The sequence below is a fragment of the Bradyrhizobium oligotrophicum S58 genome, assembly GCF_000344805.1.
In the GTDB taxonomy this organism is placed as follows: Bacteria; Pseudomonadota; Alphaproteobacteria; order Rhizobiales; family Xanthobacteraceae; genus Bradyrhizobium; species Bradyrhizobium oligotrophicum.
Map to the genome: position 1 here is coordinate 7867872 of NC_020453.1, position 14280 is coordinate 7882151.

At 65.8% G+C, this 14280-nt stretch carries 9 protein-coding genes; 6 read left to right on the forward strand and 3 right to left on the reverse strand.

Annotated features, from left to right (window positions below):
• Nucleotides 1-21: 21 nt before the first annotated feature.
• A complete protein-coding gene (locus S58_RS34015; RefSeq protein WP_015669979.1) occupies nucleotides 22-1041 on the reverse strand; it encodes an ABC transporter substrate-binding protein in 1020 nt (339 codons plus the stop codon).
• 80 nt (nucleotides 1042-1121) lie between these two features.
• Between S58_RS34015 and S58_RS34020 the strand changes: the two genes are divergently transcribed.
• From S58_RS34020 to S58_RS34045, 6 genes are all read left to right on the forward strand, one after another.
• A complete protein-coding gene (locus S58_RS34020) occupies nucleotides 1122-1949 on the forward strand; it encodes a creatininase family protein (protein ID WP_015669980.1) in 828 nt (275 codons plus the stop codon).
• Between the two features lie 145 nt (nucleotides 1950-2094).
• On the forward strand, nucleotides 2095-2373 hold the full coding sequence (locus S58_RS34025; protein WP_015669981.1) for a hypothetical protein: 279 nt from the start codon (nucleotides 2095-2097) through the stop codon (nucleotides 2371-2373).
• Nucleotides 2374-2757: 384 nt separating this feature from the next.
• Nucleotides 2758-4752: a carbohydrate porin gene (locus S58_RS34030; protein ID WP_015669982.1), complete on the forward strand. Its 1995-nt coding sequence runs from the start codon at nucleotides 2758-2760 to the stop codon at nucleotides 4750-4752.
• A 462-nt stretch (nucleotides 4753-5214) separates the two neighbouring features.
• The gene (locus S58_RS34035) at nucleotides 5215-6525 is read left to right on the forward strand and encodes a hemolysin family protein (protein WP_015669983.1); all 1311 of its coding nucleotides are present in this window, start codon (nucleotides 5215-5217) and stop codon (nucleotides 6523-6525) included.
• 1015 nt (nucleotides 6526-7540) lie between these two features.
• Nucleotides 7541-9274: an ABC transporter permease gene (locus S58_RS34040; RefSeq protein WP_015669984.1), complete on the forward strand. Its 1734-nt coding sequence runs from the start codon at nucleotides 7541-7543 to the stop codon at nucleotides 9272-9274.
• A gap of 15 nt (nucleotides 9275-9289) precedes the next feature.
• A complete protein-coding gene (locus S58_RS34045; RefSeq protein WP_015669985.1) occupies nucleotides 9290-10591 on the forward strand; it encodes an ABC transporter ATP-binding protein in 1302 nt (433 codons plus the stop codon).
• 228 nt (nucleotides 10592-10819) lie between these two features.
• Here S58_RS34045 and S58_RS34050 read toward each other — a convergent pair whose 3' ends face one another.
• Both S58_RS34050 and S58_RS34055 read right to left on the reverse strand, forming a co-directional pair.
• Nucleotides 10820-12442 carry an FMN-binding glutamate synthase family protein gene (locus S58_RS34050; protein WP_015669986.1) on the reverse strand — a complete coding sequence of 541 codons (1623 nt, stop codon included), beginning with the start codon at nucleotides 12440-12442 and terminating at the stop codon, nucleotides 10820-10822.
• A 249-nt stretch (nucleotides 12443-12691) separates the two neighbouring features.
• Nucleotides 12692-14257, reverse strand: coding sequence for an acyl-CoA synthetase (locus S58_RS34055; RefSeq protein WP_015669987.1), 1566 nt, complete (start codon nucleotides 14255-14257; stop codon nucleotides 12692-12694).
• Nucleotides 14258-14280 lie beyond the last annotated feature (23 nt).

Here is a 14280-nt window from a genome sequence, read left to right on the forward strand (position 1 = left end):
ACGGCGTCGATGCAATGCGACCTATTGCTTCGGCCTGAGATCGACGCCGACGCCCTTGTTGACGAAGCGCAGCGTGTAGGACTTGCGATAGTCGATCGTCGGCTTGACCACGCCGGCGCGCACCATCTTGTCGAAGAAGCTGGTGACGCGCTCGTCGGTCATGGCGCCGATGCCCTTGTCGACGCTGTCGCCGGAATCGACGATGCCGTACTCCTTCATCTTGGCGACCGAATAGGCCAGCAGGTCGTCGGTCATCTCCGGGTTCATCTTCTTGATCAGCGCATTGCCGGCGGAATTGTTGCCGTAGATGTAGGTGTACCAGCCGATGATCGAGGCATCGACGAAGCGCTGCACCAGGTCCGGCTTGCTCTCGATCAGGTCGCGCCGCGTCTCGATCAGCGTCGAATAGGTGTTGAAGCCGTTGTCCGCGAGCAGGATCACGCCGGGCTTGAAACCGGCGGCGCGCTCGACTGCGAACGGCTCCGACGTGACGTAGCCCTGCATCGCGCTCTGCGCGGTGGCGATGAAAGGTTGCGGATTGAAGGTGTAGGGCCGGACGTTCTTCTCGGAGAAGCCGTATTCCGATTTCAGCCATTGATAGTAGCTGGAGATGCCTTCCTTGGAGACGAACAGGGTGAGCGGCTTCAGCTCTTCAAGCTTGGTGATCCTGGACTCCGGATGCGTCAGGAACACCTGCGGGTCCTTCTGGAACATCGCCGCGATCGACACCACCGGCACGTTGTTGGCGACCGCATCGAACGACATCAGCGTGTTCGCCGCCATGAAGAACTCGAGCTTGCCGGAGATCAGCAGCATGCGGTTGTTCTCGTTGGGACCGCCCGGCACGATCGTCACGTCCAGCCCGTAGCGCTTGTAGGTGCCGTCGGCGACCGCCTGGAAGAAGCCGCCATGCTCGGCCTCCGCGACCCAGTTGGTGCCGAACGACACCTTGTCCAGGGTCTGGGCCGTGGCCGCCGAGACCATCCCAGCCGCGACCAGCAGCGCCGCCATTAACGTTCGCGACAGAAGCGCCTGCGCCATGTCTGGTCTCCCCGGTTGTTTCTGGCTGAACATGTTAAGATCGATCGAGCGATAACTACCCTGCCCGACCGACGAAGGAAATGGCCCGCGCGATGACCCTGCCGCCCCGCGACTGGACCGAGCTGTACTGGCCCGCTTTGGGAACGTCTGACGCCACCAGCTGGATCGCGGTGCTGCCGCTCGCCGCGACCGAGCAGCACGGGCCGCATCTGCCGCTCGGCACCGACGTCTACATCGCGGAGGCCTATCTCGCCCGCGTCCGCGCGCTGCTGCCGCCGGCACTGCCGGTGACGGTCCTGCCGGTGCAGCCGATCGGAATCTCGACCGAGCATGTCGATTATCCGGGCACGCTGACCTTGCCGACCAGCGTTGCCTTGAAGAGCTGGCGCGCGATCGGCGACAGCGTCGCCCGCGCCGGGATCAGGAAGCTCGTCATCGTCACCAGCCACGGCGGCAACAGCGCCGCGATGACGCTGGTGGCGCAGGACCTGCGCGCGGCCCATCGCATGCTGGTGGTGACGACGTCCTGGTCGCGCTTCGGCACGCCCAATGGCCTGTTCTCAGCGGACGAGCTGCGCCACGGCATCCATGGCGGCGCCGTCGAAACCTCGATCATGCAGGCCTGCCATCCGGCGCTGGTGCGCAGCGACGCGATCGCGAATTTCGCATCGTCAGGCGCGGCGATGGAAGCCAACAACCGCGTGCTGTCGACGCAGCGGCCGGCACCGATGGCCTGGCAGACGCAGGATCTCAATCCCAGCGGCGCGGTCGGCGATGCCACCCAGGCCTCGGCCGAGAAGGGCGAGCGCGTGCTCGACCACGGCGCGCGCGCCTTCTGTGCGCTGCTCGAGGATATCGATAACTTCGACGTGAACACACTCGGCGCAGGCCCTCTCGCGGGCCGCTAGATCGACCCCAAGCCTCTCCAATTACTAGATAATTTTGACCCCACCCGAGTTCCAATCAGTCGATTCGAACCGCTTTCGAGAAGCCCTCGTCCAATTGGCAAGCGGCCAGGAACGGCCGCCCCAACTGAGAACAGGAGCCTCCATCATGTCGATCAAGACCAGGATTGCCGCCCTCGCGCTTGCCGCGCTCGCCGTCACCGGCACCATCGCCGCGACCTCCACGCCTGCCGCCGCCCACGGTTTCCATCACGGCTGGGGCTGGGGAGTCGGAGCCGGCCTCGTCGGAGCCGCCGTCGTCGGCAGCGCCATCGCCGCCAGCAACGAGGGCCCGTATTACGGCGGCGGCTACCGCTACTGCCGCTGGGTGCCGCAATACAATGTCTACGGCCAGTATGTCGGCCGCGTCAGGGCCTGCGGCTATTGATGCTCCGGCGTTCGCCTCGCCGAACCGCCGGGCCAAGGCCCAGTCCGAGGCCCGCTCCCCACCTCGCTTGTCCGGCACCGCCTTGCTCCCCGCTCTTTGACGCGGGTGTCCCGCCTCCTCTCATCCGCGTCTCATCAGCCCGCCCGGGCGCCCCGGGCGGGCTTTTTGTTGCATGGATGTCACAGCCACCGAACGGAATTGACATCAAGCCTCGCCTATCTTGCAGATGCAAATTAATCGCAATAGAAATCATCCACAAATCGCCGCAGCTGGTCCACATTTCCGATTGAACATCGGCTACTCCGTAATCTTCTCGTGACTGTGCGCGGGCAATCAGTTGTGACGTTGCCTGTGTCGTGTGCCTTGCCTTGGGAATCTGCCGCCATGATCCGCTCGAACTGCACCAGGGAGACGATCGTGGCCGGCGCCATGATCGCCCTGTTCGGCCCGCTCGCCGTGCCAGCCGCTGCCGCCGACCTGCCGCTCAAGGCGCGGATGGCGCAGACGGTGTTCGACTGGACCGGGCTCTATGTCGGTGTCCACGCCGGCTACACCCGTGACCATGCCCAGGCGACCCTCACCGACCCGAGCGGCGTGGTCAGCTCAGGCAGCCCGTTCAGCGGGCTCACGGGCGGCGCGCAGGCCGGCTACAACTGGGTCACCCGCTCCGGGCTGCTGCTCGGGCTCGAGGGCGATTTCAGCTTTCCGAACTACCTCACCTCGAATCACACCGTCGCCAGGCTGGCCACGGCGCAGTCGAGCGCCCAGGAGCTGTGGGACTACGTCGCCACCGCGCGCGGCCGTGTCGGCTACGTCAGCGGTGACTGGCTGGTCTATGCCACCGGCGGGCTCGCCTGGACCGGCGGCCGCTTCATCAACACCAATGCCGCCGGCGAGGACGAGAAGCTGCTGGCCACCCGGCTCGGCTGGGTCGCGGGCGCCGGCATCGAGCGCGGCTTTGCGCCGCATTGGAGCTGGCGCCTCGAATATCTCTACAGCCACTTCGAGAACGGCGGCGTCCGTTTCTCCAACGGCGCCAGCTACAATTCTGCGCTCGAATTCCAGACCCTGCGCGTCGGCCTCAACCGCAAGCTCGATTTCGCCGATGGTCCCGACATCAAGCTCAAGAGCGATCCGTCCGATCCCGAATCCGATCGCTGGGAAATTCATGGCCAGGCGACCGTCATCGGCCAGGGCTATCCGGCGTTCCGCGCCGCCTACACCGGCACCAACAGCCTGACCCCGGCGCGCCAGTTCCAGGAGACCTGGAGCAACAGCCTGTATCTCAATGCGCGGCTGTGGGACGGCGGCGAGGTCTATTACAATCCGGAGCTGCTGCAGGGCTTCGGCCTCAGCAACACCGTCGGTGTCGGCGGCTTCCCCAACGGCGAAGCGCAGAAGTCCGATTTCCCCTATCCGCACTACAACACGTCGCGGCTGTTCCTGCGCCAGACCTTCGGCTTCGGCGGCGAGCAGGAAACGCTGGGCAGCGGCCAGCTGCAGCTCGCCGGCAAGCAGGACGTCTCTCGACTCACGTTTCAGATCGGCAAGTTCGCCGTGCTCGACGTGTTCGACGGCAACGCCTACGCCAAGGACACCCGCAAGGACTTCATGAACTGGTCGGTGTGGGCGCCCGGCGCGTTCGACTATGCGGCCGACAAGCTCGGCCTAACGTATGGCGCCACGGCCGAGCTCAACCAGAAGAACTGGGCGCTGCGCGCCGGCTATTTCCTGATGGACGCCGTGTCGAACTCCAACAATTTCGACACGAACGTATTCCGGCGCGGCCAATACGTCGTCGAGCTGGAGACGCGCTATCAGCTGTTCTCGCAGCCGGGCCATCTGCGCACCATCGGCTGGTTCAACAGCGTGTTCGCCGGCAGCTATCGCGAGACTCTCGACAATCTCGCGCTCAACCTCGACATCAGCCAGACCCGCCGGGGCCGATCCAAGTTCGGCTATGTCATAAGCTTCGACCAGGCGCTGTCCGACGACGTCGGCCTGTTCGGGCGCTGGAGCTGGAACGACGGCAAGACCGAAATCATGGCGTTCACTGACATCGACAGCAGCCTGTCGCTCGGCACCTCCATCAGGGGCACGCGCTGGGGCCGCCCCGACGACACCATCGGCATCGCCGGCGTCAGCAACGGCCTGTCACGCGACCACCGCGCCTTCCTCGCCGCCGGCGGCTTCGGTCCCTTGATCGGCGACGGCGCGCTGAACTATCGCCGCGAGGCTATCGTCGAGGCCTACTACGCCTACTCGATCAACAAATACCTGACCTTCACCGCCGACTATCAGTTCGTCAGCAACCCCGCCTACAACGCCGACCGCGGCCCGGTGTCGATCTTCTCCGGGCGGCTGCACGGGGATTTCTGAGACCGGCGTCGCTGCTGCGGGAGCAACTGCCGAAGCAAGTGCGGTTCGCCGCGGATTCGGCGCGATCCTCTCCACGGCCGTCATTGCGAGGAGCGAAGCGACGAAGCAATCCAGAGTCCCGCTCACGACTCTGGATTGCTTCGCTACGCTCGCAATGACGCTGAGGAGCCAGTGACGCCTCGTCAAAGTACAGTGTCGTCCCCGCGAACGCGGGGACCCATACCGCGGACGCTCTCGAGGAACGTTGCTGGCAGTTGCCTGCCTCATCGCGGACGGTGGCTATGGGTCCCGGCTCAAGGCCGGGACGACGGCGGAGGTCCAGGCGCTGCAAGTGCCCCAACCTGATCGCCCTCCCCCACCCGCACCAGCCATTCACCCACCGCAACGCGGCAATGGGCGCTTGCCGTCCCCATATGCTAGGACCTGTCCCCATCCCGCCCCTTCGGGCGCTCACAGGTCGAAATGCTCTCAATCGAACTCGCCATCATCGTCGTCCTCATCGTCGTCAACGGCCTGTTGTCGATGTCCGAACTCGCGATCGTGTCGTCGCGGCCGGCGCGCCTGGCGATGCTCGCCGAAAAGGGCATCTCCGGCGCGCGCCGCGCGCTGACGCTGGCGTCCGATCCCGGCCGGTTCCTGTCGACGGTCCAGATCGGCATCACCCTGGTCGGCGTGCTCTCCGGCGCCTTTTCCGGCGCCACGCTCGGCCAGCGCCTGACGCAATGGCTGCTGGAGGCCGGCATGTCCGCCTCCGTCGCCGACATCGTCGGCGTCGGCCTGGTCGTCACCACCATCACCTATGCGACCCTGATCGTCGGCGAGCTGGTGCCGAAGCAGCTCGCCTTGCGCGATCCCGAGGCGGTTGCCGTCCGCGTCGCTCCGGCGATGCAGGTGCTCGCAAAGGTGTCGCTGCCGCTGGTGGTGCTGCTCGACCTCTCCGGCAAGCTGATCCTGGCGCTGCTGGGCCGCTCCGGCGAAGCCGAGGAAAAGGTGTCGGAGGCGGAGATCCACCATCTGGTGCGCGAGGCCGAGACCGCCGGCGTGCTCGAGCCCGGCGAGAAAGAGATGATTGCGGGTGTGATGCGGCTCGGCGACCGTCCGGTCGGCGCCATCATGACGCCGCGCCCCGAGGTCGATGTCGTCGATCTCAACGACGACCCCAAGACGATTCGCGAGCTGCTCGCCAAGAGCCCGCATTCGCGCCTGCCGGTGTCGGACGGCGAGCGCGACCGTCCGATCGGCGTGCTGCAGGCCAAGGACCTGCTCGCCGCCTATTTGCGCGACGAGACGCCGGATTTGCGCAGCCTGGTGCGCGAGGTGCCGATCGTGCCGTCGACGGTCGACGCGCGCGACGTGATCGCGATCCTCAAAGTGGCGCCGGTGCATATGGGGCTGGTGCATGACGAATACGGCGCGTTCGAAGGCGTCGTGACGGCGGCTGATATCCTGGAGTCGATCGTCGGCGCGTTCTCCTCCGAGGACGGTCCGCCCGAGCCGGCCTGCGTCCGCCGCGACGACGGCTCGCTGCTGGTCTCCGGCTGGATGCAGATCGACGAATTCGCCGACCTGCTCGCGATCGAGGTGCCGCCGCATCGGGGCTACCACACCGTCGCCGGCCTCGTGCTGCAGCACTTCGGCAGCGTGCCCGAGGTCGGCCAGAGCTTCGAGCTGCAAGGCTGGCGCTTCGAAATCATCGACCTCGACGGCCGCCGCATCGACAAGATCCTGGCGACGAAGCTCGATCCGGAGGGCAGCGAGCCGAACGTGGGGTAGTGATTGTCGCTCGATGGGGATCACCGCTCCAGCCGCACGGGCAGTGCGCTCCCTCGCCCCGTTCTTACGGGGAGAGGGTTGGGGTGAGGGGCAGCCGCACGAGAAGTGTTCGCGGTGAGACCTGTCCCCCCTCACCCGGATTGCATCTTCGATGCAATCCGACCTCTCCCCGCAAGCGGGGCGAGGTGTACTGAGCGAGTCGCACGGGCGTACCCCAATCAACTGTTTCCTGGCGCGATTCGCCCGACGGGCGGAGTGCGACGCTCCCGCACCCTCGAGGACCTCAGATGCGTCGCGCCTTCGATGCGCGCCAAAACACTCGTTTCCCCAGCGAGCTCAACATGAAGCCCCGTTTCAAGAGCCCCCACCAAAAATAAACCTCTTCCGAAAATCATAAATTCTGTTCTATGCTCCCTCCGTTCCGGTCCTGATGAGGGGCGTACGCGTCGTCACGAACGTTGGGCCGGCAATGCGATGGACGTGATGGCGGCGCCGGACGAGCGCTGATGTCACGGACGGCGAAATCGTGTGGTCCTGACCTCCCGACGCTGAGGTCCGCGCAAGGTGCGTGATGCGCGCCTTGTCGCCACGGTGGCCAGAAAGCCCGGCGCACCGAGGAGAGCACGTATAAGCCGTAACACTGTCGCGCAGGGAGGGCCGGGTCATCCGGCTGAACCTGTGGTTCCTGCCGCCTGCATTTTTTCCGCAGGCGGGCCACGGGCCTCAGTCGAGGTCCGGCCTTCCCTGCGCCCTCACGTTGCACGAGGGCCAAACGACAGGCATACCCCGGACATCGGATGTCGCGGGAACGTGAAGACGTGCACGGCGCATCCTTTGATAGGCCGGACCGCGGGCCGGGCCAAGCGGCCCTCACCTGATATCAAACCATCACACGGCGCCCTTACGGTGCGAATTCGGCCGGCAGCCCTGCAGCTTGAACCCGCCCCATGTGCCATGACAAAGACACGTCCGAAGCCAACTGGCATGGCTGCGGGCGACGAGACGAGACACGCCGATGCTGCTTCAGGACCTCCGGACGACCGTGCTGCGGGAAACCGTGCGTCCCAACATCTGGGACGTGGTCGCGCTGATCATCGTGGTCGGCGCGATGGTGCTGATCGTCTATGGCGGCGAGCAGACCACGCTGCCGCTGTCGGCGCTGGACACCGCCCCGGTCTCGCTCGACCCGGCCAACCTGCCGCTGTACGCGCTGCGCACCACGCTCCGCATGCTGCTCGCGATCGTGTGCTCGCTGGTCTTCACCTTCGTCTACGCGGCGCTGGCGGCGAAGAGCCGGCGCGCCGAGATCGTGCTGATCCCGCTGCTCGACATCCTGCAATCGGTGCCGATCCTCGGCTTCCTGACCTTCACCGTCGTGTTCTTCATGAACCTGTTCCCCGGCAAGGTGCTGGGCGCCGAGCTCGCCTGCGTGTTCGCGATCTTCACCAGCCAGGCCTGGAACATGACCTTCAGCATGTACCAGTCGATGCGCAACGTGCCGAAGGACCTGGAGGAAGCGACGCGCAGCTTCCACCTCTCCGGCTGGCAGCGCTTCTGGCGGCTCGACGTGCCCTACGCGATGCCCGGCCTGATCTGGAATGCGATGATGTCGATGTCCGGCGGCTGGTTCTTCGTCGTCGCGTCCGAAGCGATCACCGTCGGCAACACCACCGTGACCCTGCCGGGCATCGGCTCCTACGTCGCGCTCGCAATCCAGCAGAAGGATCTCACGGCGATCGCCGCCGCGCTGCTGACGATGCTGCTCGTCATCACCGCCTATGACCAGTTGCTGTTCCGTCCAATCGTCGCCTGGGCCGACAAATTCCGCTTCGAGCAGACCGCCTCCGGCAATCCGCCGACCTCCTGGATGCTCGATCTGTTCCGGCGCACCCGCGCGCTGCGCTCGCTGTCCGTTCCCTTCGCCGCGATCAATCGCACCTTCTCGAACCTGCGGATCAACTGGCCGCGCGCCTGGAGCGGCCCCGTGCGTCGCGCGCCGCCGTCACAGCTCGTGGACGGCCTCTGGCTCGCCGTCGTCATCCTCGGCTGCGCCTATGCAGGCTGGAAGACCTATCTCTATCTCTCGGCGACGCTGGCGCCCGCCGATGTTCTCACCGCGATCGGCTACGGCCTGATCACATTGCTGCGGGTCGCCGTGCTGATTGCGCTGGCGTCGCTGATCTGGGTGCCCGTCGGCGTCTGGATCGGGCTGCGGCCGAAGCTGGCCGAGCGCATCCAGCCGCTGGCACAATTCCTCGCGGCGTTCCCCGCCAATCTCGCCTTCCCGGTATTCGTCGTCCTGATCGTCCGCTACGGCCTCGATGCCAATGTCTGGCTGAGCCCGCTGATGATCCTGGGCACGCAGTGGTACATCCTGTTCAACGTCGTCGCCGGCGCCAGCGCCTTCCCCACCGATCTGCGCGAAGCGGCCGCGAGCCTGCAGCTGACCGGCTGGCGCTGGTGGTTCAAGGTCGTGCTGCCCGGCGTCTTTCCCTATTACATCACCGGCGCCATCACCGCCTCCGGCGGCTCATGGAACGCGGCGATCGTCGCCGAAGTCGCGAGCTGGGGTGATACGCATCTCACGGCGAGCGGCCTCGGCGCCTACATCGCCGCGGCCACCGAGCGCGGGGATTTTCCGCGCGTCGTGCTCGGCATTGCGGTGATGTGCATTCTCGTCACTCTGTTCAACCGGCTGCTGTGGCGGCCGCTCTATGCCTTCGGCGAGCGCTGGCTGCGGCTCGGCTGATCGGGAGAATCTGTCATGCGCGACCAGGTCAAGGACACTTCGCTGATCGAGATCAAGAGCGTCAGCCGGCTGTTTCCGAAGGGCAGCGGAGAGGATCTCGTCGTGCTCGAGAAGGTCGACCTCACGATCCGCGCCGGCGAGATCGTCGGCCTGCTCGGACGCTCCGGCTCGGGCAAGTCGACCTTGCTGCGGATCATCGCCGGCCTCGTGTCGCCGTCGTCGGGTGAAGCGCGCTGCCGCGGCGAGATCATCGCCGGTCCGCCCCGCGGCGTCGCCATGGTGTTCCAGTCGTTCGCGCTGTTTCCCTGGCTCACTGTGCTGCAGAACGTCGAGCTCGGCCTGGAGGCGCTCGGCATCGAGGCGGGCGAGCGGCGCAAGCGCGCGCTCGCGGCGATCGACCTGATCGGCCTCGACGGCTTCGAATCCGCGTTTCCCAAAGAGTTGTCCGGCGGCATGCGCCAGCGCGTCGGCTTCGCCCGCGCGCTGGTCGTGCATCCAGACCTCCTGCTGATGGACGAGCCGTTCTCCGCACTGGACGTGCTGACCGCAGAGACACTCCGCACCGACCTCGTCGATCTCTGGACCGACGGACGGCTGCCGATCAAGTCGGTGCTGATGGTGACGCACAACATCGAGGAGGCCGTGCTGATGTGCGACCGCATCCTTGTGTTCTCCTCCAACCCAGGCCGCGTCGCCGCCGAGTTCAAGGTCGACCTGCCGCATCCGCGCAACCGGCTCGATGCCGCGTTCCGCCAGCTGGTCGACAGTCTCTATGCCCGCATGACGCAGCGGCCGGAGCCGAAGCTGCCGAGCACCGCGAGCGCCGGCGTCGGCATGGTGCTGAGCCACGTGTCCTCGAACTCGATCTCCGGCCTGATCGAGACGCTCGCCGGCGAGCCCTACAACGGGCATGCCGACCTGCCGGTGCTGGCAGGCCACCTGCAGCTTGAGGTCGACGAGATCTTTCCGTTGGCCGAGGCGCTGCAACTCCTGCGCTTCGCCCAACTCAGCGAAGGCGATCTGACCCTAACCGAGGCCGGACAGCGGTTCGCCCATCTCGAGACCGACGAGCGCAAGAAGCTGTTCGCGCAGCATCTGATCGAGAACGTGCCGCTGATGGGATTGATCCGCCGCGTGCTCGACGACCGCCCTTCGCACGCAGCACCAGCCGCGCGCTTCCGCATCGAGCTCGAGGACTACATGTCCGAGCACTATGCCGACGAGACGCTGCACACCATCGTGTCATGGGGTCGCTACGCCGAGCTGTTCGCCTACGACGAACAGTCCGAGACGTTCAGCCTGGAGAACCCGCATTGAGGCAGCGCCGCCTCACCCCCGCTGTCGTCCCGGGCAAGCCCGACGACGCGCGAGCGGCGTCGGGCGCCGACCCGGGACCCATACCGCGTGATCTCGCTTGGGGCAGGCTGCAAGTCGAACCTTCCGCGCAACAAACTACTTTCTGGGGTTATGGATCCCCGCGTACGCGGGGATGACAGCGAGGGCAGAGACGCGGCGTACGAACTAACTAACAATGGCGAAGCAAACTCACGCCGGTGCAAACGTATCCGCACGCGCCATCGCCCAGGCGTCGCGGTAGCGGATGTCCTCGGTCCCGTCGAGCAGCTCGCCCGGCCGCAGCGGCGGATAGAGCTTGGCGAAGGTCGAGACTTCGGTGGTCGAGGTCCGCTGCGAGAAGTGGATGGGACGCAGGTCCTGCGGATGTTCGAGGCCCGCAGCGGCAAGCAGCTCGGCGAGCGCATGCAAAGTGGCGTGGTGATAGTTGTAGACGCGCTCCAGCTTGTGCGGAACCACCAGCGCGCGAGCGCGCGTCGGATCCTGGGTGGCGACACCGGTCGGGCACTTGTCGGTATGGCAGCTCAACGACTGGATGCAGCCGAGCGAGAACATGAAGCCACGCGCGGAATTGCACCAGTCGGCGCCGATCGACATCGCGCGCGCCATGTCGAAGGCGGTGGCAATCTTGCCGGAGGCGCCGAGCTTGATGCGGTCGCGGATGTTCAGACCGACCAGCGCGTTGTGTACGAAGCTGACGCCCTCGCGCATCGGCATGCCCAGATGGTCCATGAATTCGAGCGGCGCAGCGCCGGTGCCGCCCTCGTTGCCGTCGACGACGATGAAATCGGGATAGATGCCGGTCTCGCGCATGGCCTTGCAGATCGCGAGGAATTCCCAGGGATGGCCGATGCACAGCTTGAAGCCGGCCGGCTTGCCGCCCGACAGCCGGCGCATCTCGCCGATGAACTGCATCATGCCGATCGGTGTCGAGAACGCGCGATGCGCCGGCGGCGAGATGCAATCCTCGCCCATCGAGACACCGCGGATCTTCGAGATCTCCTCGGACACCTTCGCGGCGGGCAGCACCCCGCCATGGCCGGGCTTGGCCCCCTGGCTGATCTTGAGCTCCACCATCTTGATCTGGTCCTGGCTCGCGACCCGCGTGAACGCCTCGGGATCGAACGTGCCGTCGTGGCGCCGGCAGCCGAAATAGCCGGAGCCGATCTCCCAGATGATGTCGCCGCCCATTTCCGCATGGTAGGGACTGAAGCCGCCTTCGCCAGTGTCGTGGGCGAAGCCGCCCTTCTTCGCCCCACCATTCAGGGCACGCACCGCATTCGGGCTCAACGCGCCGAAGCTCATGGCGGAGATGTTGAACACCGAGGCCGAATACGGCTTCGTGCAATCCGGACCGCCGATAGTGATGCGGAACTTCTCTTCCGCGTGGGGCTTGGGCGCGATCGAATGGTGCATCCATTCGTAGCCCTCGCGGTAGACGTCCTCCTGGGTGCCGAACGGGCGCTTGTCGAGCTCCATCTTGGCGCGCTGGTAGACGACGGCGCGGGTGTCGCGCGAGAACGGCATGCCGTCCTTCTCGCTCTCGAAGAAATACTGCCGCATCTCCGGCCGGATCTCCTCGAGCAGGAATCGCATATGCGCGGAGATCGGGTAATTGCGCAGCACCGCATGGCTCTTCTGAACGAGATCGCGGATGCCGAGCAAGGTGAGCGCGCCGAAGATCAGAAGCGGCACGAGAACCAGATCGAAGATCTTGCGATCGTAGATGCCGAGGATGAGCAGCATGGCCGTCACCACGCTGCAGATCGTGAGCACGATGAAGCGGGGAGAAAACGGAAGCAGCAGCGTATCCATGGGATACCTCATGGGAGGTCGGGGGCCGTCGTGGTCACGAGTTATACTTCGTGTATCGCGAAGCAATCGTTACAGAGGCTAGCACACCGCACGACCGGCGGTGCGACGGCATCGATAGCCGTAGGCTATCGCGTTCGCTGCTGCGAAATCGATCCGCCCGGCCCATTCCTGCGTCGGCGGATTGAAGCAGGGCCGCGAACTCCGCGCCACCGCCCGCCGGACCGATTGACCTGGTGGCGCCGATATGTATCAACCTTCGGTGAACAAGCCGGCATGCGCCTCGCGCAGCTGGCGCTTCAACAGCTTGCCGCTGGGGTTTTTCGGCAGGGCGTCGACGAACACGATGCGCTTAGGGGTCTTGAAGGTGGCCAGCCTGCTCGACGCCTGCCTGAGCACGGCATCCTCCGTCAATTCGTGGCCGGACTTGACGACGACCACGGCGACGACCGCCTCGACCCAGCGCGGATGCGGCAGGCCGACCACCGCGACCTCCGACACCTCCGGAATGAGATAGAGCGCCTCCTCGACCTCGCGGCTGGCGACGTTCTCGCCGCCGGTCTTGATCATGTCCTTCTTGCGATCGACGATGGTGATGTAGCCTTCGTCATCGATGGTCGCGAGATCGCCGGAGTGAAACCAGTCGCCCTGGAAGGCCGCCGCCGTTCGCTCGTCGTCGTGGAAATAGCCCAGCATCAGATGCGGCGAGCGGTGCACGACCTCGCCGACAGCCCCCGGCGCAACGTCGTTCATGTCGTCGTCGACCACCCGGGTCTCGACGTTGAGCACGGCGCGACCGCAACTGCCCGGCTTGCGCAGCTGATCATCGGGTCCAAGCATCGTCGCCAGCGGCGCGATCTCGGTCTGGCCGTACAGATTCCACAGCCGCACCTTGGGCAGCCGCTGCGCGAGCTCGCGCAGCACCTCGACCGGCATGATCGAGGCGCCGTAATAACCCTTGTGCAAGCTGGATACGTCCGTGGTCTCGAACAGCGGCGAACGCAGGATCGAGATCCACACCGTCGGCGGCGCGAAGAACGAGGTGATGTGATATTTCGCGATCAGCGGCAGCAGATTGTCGGGCGTCGGAAACGCCGTGATGATGTTGGTGGCGCCGACATAGATCGAGGGCCCGAAGAACACGTCGAGCTGCGCGCAGTGATACAGCGGCAGCGCATGCAGCGTGACGTCGTCAGCAGCAATGCCGGCGTCGACCACGCAGCTCACATACTGCCAGATGACAGCATCATGCGTCAGCATGGCGCCCTTCGGCAGCGATTCCGTGCCCGAGGTGTAGACGATCTGCGCGACGTCGCTGCCTGCGATTTCGACCGCGGGCACGGCCGCCGTCGAGGCGGCAAGCTCAGAAAAGTCGATCATGTCGCCTTGCCGCTCGCTCGGGCCTTCCGACGGCAGCCAGATCAGTTGCTCGACGGCCGGCACCAGCGCCTTGGCCGCACGAGCCACGCCGGCAAAGCCGCTGTCGGTCGCGAGCAGTCGGACGCCGGCATGCGTGAGGATGTAGGCAACCTCCTCCGGCTTGAGCATGAAATTGATCGGCACCAGCACGGCGCCGAGCCGCGCCAACGCGAAGCGCAGCGCGGCAAACGCATGCGAGTTGCGGGCGAGGATGGCAACGCGCTCGCCCTTGCCGACGCCGCGGGCGGCGAGGCCTGCCCCGAGACGATCGGCGACGGCGTTGAATTCGGCATAGGTCCAGCTGACCTCGCCGCAGATCACCGCCGTCTTTCCGGGCGTGCGCGCAGCGCTCCGCCGCAGCAGGTCACCGAGCGTCTGCCTGCGAACGATGGACTCCATGGCCGCTCCCCTTGTCGTCACGG

Coding starts and splice junctions, on each gene's coding strand:
- S58_RS34015 (WP_015669979.1), bottom strand. CDS start 1,041: ATGGCGCAGGCGCTTCTGTCGCGAACGTTAATGGCGGCGCTGCTGGTC.
- S58_RS34020 (WP_015669980.1), top strand. CDS start 1,122: ATGGCCCGCGCGATGACCCTGCCGCCCCGCGACTGGACCGAGCTGTAC.
- S58_RS34025 (WP_015669981.1), top strand. CDS start 2,095: ATGTCGATCAAGACCAGGATTGCCGCCCTCGCGCTTGCCGCGCTCGCC.
- S58_RS34030 (WP_015669982.1), top strand. CDS start 2,758: ATGATCCGCTCGAACTGCACCAGGGAGACGATCGTGGCCGGCGCCATG.
- S58_RS34035 (WP_015669983.1), top strand. CDS start 5,215: ATGCTCTCAATCGAACTCGCCATCATCGTCGTCCTCATCGTCGTCAAC.
- S58_RS34040 (WP_015669984.1), top strand. CDS start 7,541: ATGCTGCTTCAGGACCTCCGGACGACCGTGCTGCGGGAAACCGTGCGT.
- S58_RS34045 (WP_015669985.1), top strand. CDS start 9,290: ATGCGCGACCAGGTCAAGGACACTTCGCTGATCGAGATCAAGAGCGTC.
- S58_RS34050 (WP_015669986.1), bottom strand. CDS start 12,442: ATGGATACGCTGCTGCTTCCGTTTTCTCCCCGCTTCATCGTGCTCACG.
- S58_RS34055 (WP_015669987.1), bottom strand. CDS start 14,257: ATGGAGTCCATCGTTCGCAGGCAGACGCTCGGTGACCTGCTGCGGCGG.